Annotated in this window: 10 protein-coding genes; 8 read left to right on the forward strand and 2 right to left on the reverse strand. The window is 63.4% G+C overall.

The window, feature by feature from the left end; all coding sequences use genetic code 11:
- Positions 1-35: 35 nt before the first annotated feature.
- The 8 genes from EWU68_RS01575 (at position 36) to secA (ending at position 10,505) form a co-directional block, all read left to right on the forward strand.
- Complete coding sequence (locus EWU68_RS01575; RefSeq protein WP_178979644.1) at positions 36-422, forward strand: chorismate mutase; 387 nt, start codon at positions 36-38, stop codon at positions 420-422.
- A 191-nt stretch (positions 423-613) separates the two neighbouring features.
- Positions 614-1,459: a uroporphyrinogen decarboxylase/cobalamine-independent methonine synthase family protein gene (locus tag EWU68_RS01580; protein WP_165162083.1), complete on the forward strand. Its 846-nt coding sequence runs from the start codon at positions 614-616 to the stop codon at positions 1,457-1,459.
- A gap of 160 nt (positions 1,460-1,619) precedes the next feature.
- Positions 1,620-2,309 (forward strand): MtrAB system response regulator MtrA, encoded by a 690-nt coding sequence (mtrA, locus tag EWU68_RS01585; protein ID WP_129314115.1) that lies wholly within the window; start codon positions 1,620-1,622, stop codon positions 2,307-2,309.
- A gap of 6 nt (positions 2,310-2,315) precedes the next feature.
- Positions 2,316-4,010, forward strand: a complete 1,695-nt coding sequence (mtrB, locus tag EWU68_RS01590; RefSeq protein WP_129314116.1) for an MtrAB system histidine kinase MtrB — start codon at positions 2,316-2,318, stop codon at positions 4,008-4,010.
- Positions 4,007-5,719 (forward strand): LpqB family beta-propeller domain-containing protein, encoded by a 1,713-nt coding sequence (locus tag EWU68_RS01595; protein WP_129314117.1) that lies wholly within the window; start codon positions 4,007-4,009, stop codon positions 5,717-5,719. The genes mtrB and EWU68_RS01595 overlap by 4 nt, the downstream gene beginning before the upstream one ends.
- Positions 5,720-5,809: 90 nt before the next feature.
- On the forward strand, positions 5,810-6,700 hold the full coding sequence (locus EWU68_RS01600; RefSeq protein ID WP_162421330.1) for a ComF family protein: 891 nt from the start codon (positions 5,810-5,812) through the stop codon (positions 6,698-6,700).
- Positions 6,701-6,829: 129 nt separating this feature from the next.
- Complete coding sequence (hpf, locus tag EWU68_RS01605) at positions 6,830-7,531, forward strand: ribosome hibernation-promoting factor, HPF/YfiA family (protein ID WP_129314119.1); 702 nt, start codon at positions 6,830-6,832, stop codon at positions 7,529-7,531.
- Positions 7,532-7,748: 217 nt separating this feature from the next.
- A complete protein-coding gene (secA, locus tag EWU68_RS01610; protein WP_129314120.1) occupies positions 7,749-10,505 on the forward strand; it encodes a preprotein translocase subunit SecA in 2,757 nt (918 codons plus the stop codon).
- 87 nt (positions 10,506-10,592) lie between these two features.
- On the opposite strand, the gene EWU68_RS01615 is transcribed toward secA, so the two are convergent.
- Positions 10,593-11,105, reverse strand: a complete 513-nt coding sequence (locus EWU68_RS01615) for an Rv3235 family protein (RefSeq protein WP_129314121.1) — start codon at positions 11,103-11,105, stop codon at positions 10,593-10,595.
- A gap of 521 nt (positions 11,106-11,626) precedes the next feature.
- Positions 11,627-11,848, reverse strand: coding sequence for a helix-turn-helix domain-containing protein (locus tag EWU68_RS01620; protein WP_129314122.1), 222 nt, complete (start codon positions 11,846-11,848; stop codon positions 11,627-11,629).
- Positions 11,849-12,045: the final 197 nt, after the last annotated feature.

Here is a 12,045-nt window from a genome sequence, read left to right on the forward strand (position 1 = left end):
CGGTCGGCCCCTGACCATCCGTAGACTGTCTGACTATGACGCAGAACTCTGAGCCCAGCGAACCCTTCGACGCCCGCGCCAGTTCTTTGAACGACGTCGACCCGGCCGTTTTCGAAGAATTGTTGAGGATGCGCGGCACCATCGACAATATTGACGCGGCGTTGGTCCACATGCTCGCGGAGCGATTCCAGGCGACCCAACGGGTTGGGTTGCTCAAGGCCCAGTACCAATTGCCACCAGGTGATCCCCATCGGGAAGCGGCCCAGATCGATCGGCTGCGACGGCTTGCCGAAAGCGCTCGGCTCGATCCGGAGTTCGCGGAAAAATTCCTCAATTTCATCATCAGTGAGGTCATTCGGCACCACGAGCGCATTGCCGAGGACCACAACCGTGATCGCGAGGCCACGGGTGGCAACGAGTGAACGCGATGCCGGGACGGACTGATCCGACGCCGTCTGCGCGTCGAATCGTCGCTTCCTCGCGAGGCCGCCTCGCGGGAACCGATTTTCATGAGGCCGTGGTCGCGGCACGGGGTGAACTGGGCTCTCCGCACCGGGCGCCGTTTCCGGAGCTGTCAGAGCGGGGATTCGCGGCAACTCGCACGGCTCGTACCGTGTCGTGCCTTGCGGAACTGTTCGCGGACGGGCAGCCCTTCGGCTGGCGTCTGACCTCGCGCCCGAGCCACGAGTCCGTGGCCGCGTCCTCCCGATTCCGGAGCGATATCAACGTACTCGCCGACGTGATCGGCGGGGAAGGCAGCGGCCACCAGGGGTCGACCGTAGTATCGCTCACCGGGCCGGTGAGCCTGGCCGCGGATCTCGGTCTGAGCAACGGCGAAGCGGTTCTCAGCGACCACGGGGCCCGGCGGGAACTTGCCGAGTCCTTGACCGAAGGAGTCGCCGCACTGTCCGAGGCGCTGAGGACCGCCGTCGAGGACGAATCGCTGGCGATCAGGTGGCTCGAGCCGCACCTGGAGCGCGCGCTGGCCGGACGGATCCCCACGTCGAGCGGATACCGCACCCTGCGCGCCGTACCGCGGGCCGAGGCCGACAGGTTTCTTTCCGACCTCGCCGCGGCATGCGACAGGCTCGGAATCGACGCGGTGCTCGACGTCGACGGTCCCCTCCCGGACCCGGAATTCGGGCAACACTTTCACGGCGTGGCCGCGAGGCCACTCGGCCGGGGCAGCGCCGAATGGGAAGGCATCGCCGGCGTCGTGGACAGGGGACAGGAAGCGTGGCTCGGCATCACCGACGTCGGGGACGAGGACGGCACGGTCGATACCGTCCGATCCTTCTGGCGAACGTGGCGGGATCTCGGGTTGGGGGCGAAGGAGCTGTCTGCCGTCACCATCGAGGAAGCCGACGATCTCGCTGCCCTGTCTCCCCTCAGGGGAACCGAAGTCCAGCGCCGGAGCGCGACGGTTGCCGAAGGATTGCTCGACCTGTCACGTGAATGAGACCACGTGCCCCGACCGCGGATCGGCCCGGTGCGGCCGCGCGGCTGTCGGAGCGTCGGCCTGTTTCGTCGCGTAATGTTGAAGAGAACAGCATGTCGACCCCAACCTTGTGTGTTGCACCCGACGCGGGCAGCCTCAGGAGATCGTGAGAGGAGCGCGAGTGAAGGCGCGAATTCTGGTAGTGGACGATGACGAAGCCCTGTCCGAGATGGTCGGCATCGTTCTGACCAACGAGGGTTACGAACCCACCTTCTGCGACGCCGGAGACCGTGCCGTCAGCGCTTTCGAGAGCTACGATCCGGACCTCATTCTGCTGGATCTGATGTTGCCGGGGATGAGCGGCATCCAGGTGTGCGAACGCATCCGTGAAACCTCCGATGTTCCGGTCATCATGCTGACCGCCAAATCCGATACGGAAGACGTCGTCCGCGGGCTCGAGGCCGGTGCCGACGACTACATCGCCAAACCGTTCAAGCCGGCAGAGCTTCTGGCCCGCATCCGGACCCGTTTGCGGACGGGAGAAACCCGATCCAGCGAACGCATCGATATCGGTGACCTGAGCATCGACCTCGCGGGCCGCGCCGTCACGCGCGGTGAGGACACGGTGCGTTTGACGCCACTCGAATACGACCTCCTGGTCAACCTCGCCCAGGAACCGGGACAGGTACTCTCGCGCGACCTTCTCCTGGACCGGATCTGGGGTTACGATTCCGACGCCGACCGCAGACTCGTGAACGTGCACGTTCAGAGGCTTCGGGCAAAGATCGAAAAGGACCCCGAGAAGCCGGATCTCATTCAGACCGTCCGCGGGGTGGGGTACAAGGCGAACGCCAGCCAGGTGCGTCGATAAGAGGACATGGCAAAGCACACACCACGCAGCGCAGGACGGCGCCTACTGGGCGCTGTTCCGGCGTTCTTCCGAGGAATTCGCAGACGGCGGCGGGAGTCTCTCCAGTTCTCCGCCGTGATCGTCGCGACCTCTCTCGCTCTGGTGGCGTTCATCTTTGCCGGCAACTTCCTTTCGACCCAGATCGCCAACAGCCTGTTCAAAGAACGCCAGGAACAGGCTCTGGAGGAGTCGTCGAGCGGTTTCTCCGACGTACAGAAAATCTTTGACAACGCGGTGGCCTCGGACCAGAACGAGGTCCAGTCGCTCATGCGCGAGACGCTCACCATTCTGGAGAACCACGGTGCTGACGCGAAACGTCAATGGATACTCATCCCCGTCGACTACCACCAGGGCCAGGGATATGTCGGGCCCCTGAGCCAGAACGACTGGATGACGTCGTCGTCCGTGCCCCAGGACCTGCAGAAACAGGTTGCGGCGCAGAACGGTGTCTTCTGGCAGTCGTCCAAGGTCCAGGCGAACGGAGACGGGGCGGAAATCCCGGTCCTCTTCGTGGGGACCAAGGTGCACCTGAACCAGGGCAATGACTACGCGCTCTACCTCGTCTACGATCTTTCGTCCTCCCAGAAGACTCTGGACTACATCCAGCTGGTGATCGTGGCGGGGTTCGCGATTCTTCTGATCTTCGTTGCGACGATCGTCTGGTGGGTGACGCGCTCCGTGATCCGGCCCATTTCCCAAACCGCGCGCTCGGCGGAGCGTCTGTCCCGTGGGGACCTCAACGAACGCGTCGCGGTGAGAGGCGAGAACGAGGCCGCGGTGCTGGGAAATTCCTTCAACCACATGGCCGACAGCCTCCAGGACCAGATCATTCAGCTCGAGACTCTGTCCAAGATGCAGCAAAGATTCGTCTCGGACGTCTCCCACGAGCTGCGCACCCCTCTGACCACGGTCAAGATGGCCGCGGAACTGCTGTACGGGGGCCGGGAGGAGATGGACCCCTCCTTTCAAAGATCCACGGAATTGCTGTACCACCAGGTCGATCGCTTCGAGTCGTTGCTGTCCGACCTGTTGGAGATTTCCCGTTTCGACGCAGGCTCGGCCACGTTGGACTCGAGCACCGTGGACCTGGCGGATCTGGTCGAGGACACCGTGGAGTCCGTCCGGCCCCACCTGGACAAACAGGGACTGGACGTGCGGCTCCACGGGACCGAGGAACGGTGCTCCGTGGAGATGGACCCGCGGCGCATCGAGCGCGTCGTGAGAAATTTGCTCGTCAACGCAATCGAGCACTCGGAGGGGCGGCAGATCGACGTCTACATCGCCTCCAACGAGCTCGACGCCGCCGTGGCTGTTCGGGACCACGGCGTGGGCATGACTCCCGAGCAGACCCGGGAAGTGTTCAACAGGTTCTGGCGCGCGGATCCCTCCCGCAAGAGGACTTTGGGAGGAACCGGCCTGGGCCTGTCCATCGCCGCGGAGGACACACGACTCCACCAAGGGCGGCTGGAAGCGTGGGGACAGCTCGAGCACGGCGCGTGCTTCCGGCTCACCCTGCCCAAACGAGGAGGGCGTCCGGCCGGTGACTCGCCGCTGGGTCTCCCGCCGGAAGGCGTGCCTGACACGCCCGCTTCGCTTCCCGAGGTCGAGGACCGCGGTGCGGAGGATCAGGACTCCGAAGGCTCGCAGGAGGACACCGAATGAAGAGCGGAAACAGACCTCAGGCTCCCCGGCGGCGTCGGTCGTCGGCCGTACGCGCCGTCGCGTGCGCGACCGCCGTCGGACTGCTGGTCGTCGGGTGCGGACGCATCCCAACGAGCGGCCCGGTCTACCACTACAACGAACCCGACTCCCAGGCCTCGTCCACGGCCCCCGCGTTCAACCCTTCGGGACCGGAGAAGGGTGCCTCACCGAACGAGATTCTCAGCGGCTTCCTCCAAGCCGGAACCGGGGTCGAGAACGACTACTCCGTGGCTCGCGAGTATCTCACCACGGAGCTCGCCGGGACATGGAAGCCAGAGGACCGGACGCTCGTGCGAAGCAATGACGTCTCGATCGACGCCAAGGACGGCAACCAGCCGGCCACGGCGGAGGTCAACGTGTCGACGTCGATCGACGGGAGGGGCATCGCGACGTCGTACAGGAACCCCGACAAACAGAAGATCACCGCGAAGTTCCAGCAGGTCAACGGGCAGTGGCGCATTTCGGAGATTCCGAACGGAACCATTGTCTCGCGGCAGGAATTCGAGCAGCTGTTCCGCTCGTTCACGCTCTACTTCTACGATCCGACGTTCAGCTACGCCGTGCCGGACATCCGCTGGTTCGCCAATCGTTCGACAGCGGCGACGTCGGTTGTGCGCGTTCTGCTCCAGGGCCCGGCGCCGTACCTGGAAGGCTCGGTCGTCTCGGCGATACCGGCGGGGACGAACCTGATGAGGCAATCGGTTCCGGTCAGCAACTCCTCGGCCGAGGTGGGCCTGTCCGGTGAAGGGGTCACCGACGCGAACCAGCTGACGCTCGAAAGGATGAACACCCAACTCGAGCAGACGCTGAAGAGCACGAGCTCGGTCGACAGCGTGCGATTGTCGGTCGACGACAAAGCCGTGGAAACGGGGAAGGTGGCCGACTACCGGCCCGCCTCCGTCAACCCCCAGGTTCCCAGCCCCCAAGTCGGGGTCCTGGACGGGCAACTCGTGACGTACGCCGATGGGCAGTCCCGCAAGGTCTCGGGACTGGAGTCCAACGACGTCGAGCCCAGCATGCCGACCATGGACACGGACCGCCGGCTGTACGCGTACACGAATTCGGACCGCAACCACCTTGGCGTCCGGTCGACCAACGGCAAGTCCATGGACGCCGATATGGACGAAAACATCACTGCCCCGAGCATCGATGCCAACAAGTGGGTGTGGGCCGGTGGCTCCGAAGGCTCCGTGTACGCATGGAACACGCGCGGCGACAGCCAGGACCCGCAGACCGTCGGTGCCGACTGGCTCAAGGGCCAGCACATCCAGTCCTTCAAGGTCTCCCGCGATGCTTCCAGAGCCCTGATCGTCACGGGCGAGGGCAACGATTCACGCGTGTGGATCAGCGGCATCAAACGGGACGACCAGGGTGCTCCCGAAAGTCTGGGGGAGCCGCTGCGCGTGGGGACGACCCATAACGCCACTCAGGCCGCATGGATCTCCGATACCGAGGTCGTGACGGCAAATACGCAGGACGGCAGCGTGCAGACCGTGTCTCTCTCAGGGGACACCCACGACGTCAACGGCTTGTCGGACATCGAGCACATCACCGGTGGCAATGGACGAGAATCCGTCTACGCGCAGACCGGCGGGGACACATACATTCTGACGGGAACATCCTGGACGCGCGTGGACACCAAGGTCCGCGACCTGTCCTACGCGGAGTGAACGGGTCGTCCACAATGGGCCGATCTCTGACCACAGCACCACGCAGCAGGCCATAATGGCGGCAATCCATCGATGGATCGGGGGTGCGGGATGGGAACGTGGCGCGACAGACGGACCTACGACGCCGCCGCCTCGGCGGTCGCCGGCACGCTGGCGGACGCCGTCGAGGTGGTCATTCCGCAGCCCTGCGCCGTGTGCGCGAGCGGCCGGGGCCCCGTCTGCCGCGTGTGCAGGGCGCTCGTGCACCGATGGTCGGCTTACCCCGTCAACGTGGCTCCGGTGCTTCCGCACTGGCCGTCCGACCGGATCTGTATCGCCTCTGGCCCCTACCGCCACGAATTTGCCCGACTGATTCTGGCCTTCAAGAACGGAGGCCGGCTGGACACCGCGCCGGTTCTGGGGCGTGCGCTGGGCCGGGGTCTGGCTGCCTTGCTTCGGGACGTCGAGGGACAAGAAATGCAGCCCTCACGGTCTCGGGCCGGGCACGCGCCCGTGATCATTCCGGTGCCCTCCTCGGCACGAGCCTTCCGACGGCGCGGATTTGTGCCCAGTGAGGTCCTGGCCCGCCGAGCGACGGCCCCGAGGTCGGGCCTCGGGGCGGTACCGCGCAACGCACGCCTGCAGGTGGCTCCGGTCCTGATGGCTCGGCGTCGTCCGATGCGCTCTGTCCTCGACTCACGAGTTCGCCGGGCAGTGGGCCAGAAGGGACTGAACGCACGTCAGCGCTCGGCCAGAGCGGCGTCGTCCATGACGATCGGCATGCCTGGCCTGGCGGGGGTGATGGGCTTGCGCCCGGACCTGGACAATCGGCCGTGCATCCTCGTCGACGACGTGGCGACGACCGGGTCGACATTGCGGGAATCGGTGCGAGCGGTCGAAGACGCCGGTGGCCGAGTGGTCGGAGCCGCCGTGCTCGCGAGTGTTCGCCTCCCTGGGAAGAATTGCTCGATGTTCAGCGAGTCACATCCTACGGATGGGTGACGAAAGATCGTCGGTCGATTAACGTTGAGTCAAGGAGACGGTCAGATCCTCTCCCCGTGAGGCTCGAGGACCCCGAGCGCGGCTCGCAGGCCGGCGAGACCTCACCTCGCCCAACCACGGGAGGCCATCGTGGAACTCAACGTATACGGACGCAACGTCAAGGTTCCGGATCGTTTTCGGGAGTATGCAGAGGAAAAGGTCGAGAAGTTCGAGAAGCTCAACGAGCGCGTGGACGTCATTGACATCAAGGTCAGCAAAGTGGGAAACGGTCCCCAAGCCATGACGGTTGAGATCACGGTCCAGGGAAAGGGGCCGGTCCTTCGCGCCGAAGCCCAGGGCTCGGACAAGTTCGCTGTTTTCGAGGACGCCTACTCGAAGTTGTTGGAGAGGCTTCGCAGGGCCCGAGACCGCAGGAAGATCCACCGCGGCCACCACCGTCCGGTCTCCGTTTCCGAGGCCACGGGGTCCATTCCCGTGATCGACGGGTCGTCCGGGGGAGAGGTCCCGATCGAGGAAATTGTCCTCGAGAAGAACTCGGACACCGGAGAGAGCGATGCGTTCGATGCGGAGTACCCGCTGACTGACGATGTTCCGCCGGTTGAAATCCGTCGCAAGACATTTCCCACAGAAAAAATCACCGTTGACCAGGCGGTGGACAGGATGGAGCTCGTGGGGCACGACTTCTACCTGTTCGTCGACGCCGAGTTGGACCAGCCTGCCGCCGTGTACCGTCGCAAGGGGTGGACGTACGGAGTGATCGTCCTGGGCGACGACGCCCCTCCCGAAGGCCTCAATGAGACGCGACTCTACAAGTCGGTTCCCGAGGGATAATTCCTTATCTCATCACCGGAGACGCTTCGCCCGGGCCCACGGCCCGGGCGATTCGTCTGCGGTCCACAAATTTGTTCTCTTCTGAGGCAAAACCCAGCCGGCATGTTTACACTTGCGTAGACTGGGCTGTCGAGGTCGATCCTCCGGTTGCCCTCGGGCGAGCCGCGGATGCGGCCGCCGAACTCGGAATCTCATCAGCTACTAGGAGTAAGTGCACGTGGCATCCTTCTTGGAAAAGGTTCTCCGCACAGGGGACAAAAGACTGCTCAAGAAATTGAGAGTCTATGCCGATGCCATCAACTCGTTGGAAGAGGATTTCAAGGAGTACACGGACGCGGAGTTGCGCGCGGAAACGGACTCCTTCAAGAAGCGTATCGAAGACGGCGAATCTCTCGACGTTCTGCTTCCCGAAGCCTTCGCGGTGGTCCGCGAGGCGGCGAGCAGGACGCTGGGACAGCGTCACTACGATGTTCAGCTGATGGGTGGCGCCGCGCTGCACCTGGGCAATATCGCCGAGATGAAGACCGGTGAGGGCAAGACGCTCGTGGCCACCGCCCCCGCATATCTGAACGCCCTGACCGGCAAGGGCGTCCACGTCGTGACGGTCAACGACTACCTTGCCGAATACCAGGCCAATCTGATGGGCCGTGTCTACCGGTTCCTGGGCTTGGAAACGGGCGTCATCCTGGCCCAGCAGACCCCCGAGGTCCGCCGCAAACAGTATGAGGCGGACATTACGTACGGCACGAACAACGAGTTCGGTTTCGACTACCTCCGCGACAACATGGCCTGGACCGTGGACGAACGCGTCCAGCGGGGCCACAGTTTTGCCATCGTCGATGAGGTCGATTCGATTCTGATCGACGAAGCACGTACTCCGTTGATCATCTCCGGTCCGTCCTCGGGAGAGGCCAACCGCTGGTACAACGAGTTTGCCCGCGTGGCCAAAACACTCGTGAAGGACCAGGACTATGAGGTCGACGAAAAGAAGAAGACCGTCGGCGTGCTCGAGAGCGGCATCGAGAAGGTCGAGGACCACTTGGGAATCGACAACCTCTACGAATCCGAGAACACGCCCCTGATCGGCTTCCTGAACAACGCCATCAAGGCCAAGGAACTGTTCATCAACAACAAGGATTACGTCGTCCTCAAGGGCGAAGTCCTGATCGTGGATGAGCACACCGGGCGTATTCTTCCCGGCCGCCGGTACAACGAAGGCGTGCACCAGTCGATCGAGGCCAAGGAGCAGGTCGAGGTCAAGGCCGAGAACCAGACTCTGGCAACCGTGACTCTTCAGAACTACTTCCGCCTCTACGACAAGCTCTCCGGCATGACCGGTACGGCCGAGACCGAGGCAGCGGAATTCGTCAATACCTACGAGCTCGGCATCGCCGTGATCGACCCCAACAAGCCGCTGATCCGCAAGGACCAGCCTGACCTCGTGTACAAGAACGAGGTCGCGAAGTTCGCGGCTGTGGTCAAGGACATTGCCAAGCGCCATGAAAAGGGCCAACCGGTTCTGGTCGGTACCACGAGCGTCGAGAAATCCGAGTACTTGTCCAAACTGCTGGTCAAGGAAGGCGTTCCGCACGATGTTCTGAACGCCAAGAACCACGCGAGAGAAGCTGCCATCGTCGCCCAGGCGGGCCGCAAGGGCGCCGTGACCGTGGCGACGAACATGGCCGGACGTGGTACGGACATCATGCTCGGCGGCAACGCCGAGTTCGACGCCGTCGACCGGATGACGGAGCTTGGGTACGACTCCCAGGAGCGACCCGAGGAATACGAGGCCAAGTGGCCTGAGATCCTGGCCGAGTGCGAACAGGCGGCCAAGCAGGAGCACGATGAGGTCACCGAGCTCGGCGGCCTGTACGTGCTGGGAACCGAAAGGCACGAATCGCGCCGCATCGACAATCAGTTGCGTGGACGTTCGGGCCGTCAGGGGGATCCCGGTGAATCGCGCTTCTACCTGTCCTTGGCGGACGACCTCATGCGTCTGTTCAACGGTGCGGCCGCGGCGCGTCTCATGGCCGGCGCACCGGATGACACCGCTCTGGAGCATCGTATTGTCACCCGAGTGATTGCATCGGCCCAGAACCAGGTTGAGGCCAGAAACGCCGAGCAGCGCAAGAACATCCTCAAGTACGACGATGTTCTGAACCGTCAGCGCGAGGCCATCTACTCGGATCGCGCCAAGATCCTTGAGGGCGATGACATCCGGGAACAGATCCAGAAGTTCATCGAAGAGGTCCTCACCTCGGCGATCGAGGACAAGACGAAACAGGGGCATGCCGAGGACTGGGACCTCGAACGCCTGTGGGAGTCCTTGGAGACCATCTACCCCGTGAGCATTTCGATCAAGGAGCTCGAGGACTCGGTCGGCGGGCGTTCGAAGATCACCCAGGAGAAACTCATCCAGGAGATCCTCTCCGATGCGAAGGTCATCTACGAGACCCGTGAGGAAGAGGTCGGCTCCGACGCGATGCGCAACATTGAGCGCCGGGTCGTCCTGTCCGTGATCGGTCGTCAGTGGCCCGAACATCTCTACGAGATGGATTATCTCAAGGAAGGCATTGGTCTGCGGGCCATGGCCCAGCGCGATCCGTTGATTGAATACCAGCGCGAGGGCTACGCCATGTTCCAGTCGATGATGGATGCGATCCGTGAGGAAACGGTTGCGTACCTGTTCAACCTGGACCTGACCAAGCAGCGCACCCAGATGTCCTCTCAGGCCCTGACCATTCCGCAGCAGCCCAAGTTCCTCCGTTTCTCAGCACCCAGCGAGGACGGCGGGGAGGAATCACACGTCGAGGCCAACCCGGAGGAGAGCGGCGCGGGCACGAATTCGTCCGGGAAGGATTCGAAGGGCGAGTCGTCGAAGGCCGGAGCGTCCTCCTCGGAGACCGATGCTCCCGCATCGGAAGCACCGCGTAGCGGCGGCGCCAAGAAGAAGGGCCGCAAAAAGCGCAAATAGGCAGCTGGCTCGAGTCGATTCCATCGATCGTCGGGCCGACCATGAGGGCCGGGACCTGTATTATTCGGGTCCCGGCCCTTATGCGTCCTACCCGATTTCCGCTTGAATGATCTGCCACTGGCCTTTGGGCTTGTGGATGCGCAGGGCCAAGGCTCGACTTCTTTCCCCATTGTCCACGACCACGCTGGCCTCGTATTCGTCATTCCCCACCGGAATGGCCCGAACTCTCCGCGGCCTCAGGTTCTCCGGATCGAATCGTCTGCCCCCGAACGGAGGCTCGGAGACGACAGGATGCTCGGCGGTCTCCAGGTGAGCTCGTCTCTCGATGCGGTCAAGAACGTCCGGGTGGACCCACCGACTCAATTGGCTCGAGGACCGTTTGCCTGAGACCACCTCGATGATGGCGACCCCCATGGCGCCAGCAATCGCGTGAACTCGGCGCAATTCTTCACGGTAGTCCGTGGTGCGGTTGCGCCACTTGTAGAACGGTGGCGGACCCTCAGGATGTGCACGAGGCGTACCTCGCAGACTCTCGATGGACAGGACGGTGCCCCTTTTGGTGATTCGCCGTCGTCCATGGTGTTCCGGTCGTGAACTCATCGGAGATCCTTTCGTGATGACAGGAGATGGATGAGGCCCACCCTGCGGGCGAACGCTCAAGGCGTCCCGATCCGTTCGGGACAGCCGCGCAAGAGGTATCTGAGGACGCGTCCGGGCTCACCACACGTATGGTGAGCTCGGGGCGGCCGTTGGTCATGGCGGCACAGTACGGTTCGGGGAGCAGGAGTATCCGTGTGCCGAGACTCAAGACCGGAAGCGTGTAGCGGCACCAGCGGGACGTCGTAGCGCGCGAAGCATCTTTCGCCATGCATGGTGGGACAGGGTTTGGTTCGACATGGCGCCGTGGAGGGCTCGTGGCCATCATGGAAGTCCTTTGATGCCGTTTGGTGCGAGTAGATGCCTTTTATATTTACCGCCCGTCTCGCCCCTCGTAAAGACCTGTGGATAACCAGTAGGCCCGAAAAATCAGAGTGTCACGCAATACAGAATGCGCAACAATGGGTGGTGATTCGCTCCTCGTGGGATACCGGGCAGGGTCGTTCGTTCGGGCGGGTCGGCGTTCAGGCCTGGTCGGGGTCCTGTGACCCCGTGGCCACAGCCGACCGGCGGTAGGCCTCGGCGATGTACTCCTCCAGAACTGCACGCTCGACGCGCCATTGTCCGCGGCCTCCTACCTGGATGGCCGGCAGCTCGCCCGAACGGACCATGGCACGTGTTTGGGACACCGAGACGTTCAGGATCTCGGCGACGTCGACCAGCGTGAGAAAGCGTTGCGCGACCATGAGCGAAATCCCTTCGATGAGAAGTCCTGTGGTTCCGAGTCCATTGCTGAGGTCGTGTATATCTCGGGCCGTGCCGTCCGGCAAGTTGCTGGTTGTGGTCGCGGGGCGGCCCGGCGGCCGGACTCCGGACGGGCGAGGACAGGCGCGGTGCTGGGGACCTAAGATGGAGGCTGACCGCCAGATTTCTATCCCGAGGA

This window comes from Rothia koreensis, assembly GCF_004136575.1.
GTDB classification, from domain to species: domain Bacteria; phylum Actinomycetota; class Actinomycetes; order Actinomycetales; family Micrococcaceae; genus Rothia; species Rothia koreensis.

Bases quoted from the DNA above. Each gene is read 5' to 3' on its own strand.
- EWU68_RS01575 (WP_178979644.1), top strand. From the start codon at position 36: ATGACGCAGAACTCTGAGCCCAGCGAACCCTTCGACGCCCGCGCCAGT.
- mtrB (WP_129314116.1), top strand. From the start codon at position 2,316: ATGGCAAAGCACACACCACGCAGCGCAGGACGGCGCCTACTGGGCGCT.
- EWU68_RS01595 (WP_129314117.1), top strand. From the start codon at position 4,007: ATGAAGAGCGGAAACAGACCTCAGGCTCCCCGGCGGCGTCGGTCGTCG.
- EWU68_RS01600 (WP_162421330.1), top strand. From the start codon at position 5,810: ATGGGAACGTGGCGCGACAGACGGACCTACGACGCCGCCGCCTCGGCG.
- EWU68_RS01615 (WP_129314121.1), bottom strand. From the start codon at position 11,105: ATGAGTTCACGACCGGAACACCATGGACGACGGCGAATCACCAAAAGG.
- EWU68_RS01620 (WP_129314122.1), bottom strand. From the start codon at position 11,848: ATGGTCGCGCAACGCTTTCTCACGCTGGTCGACGTCGCCGAGATCCTG.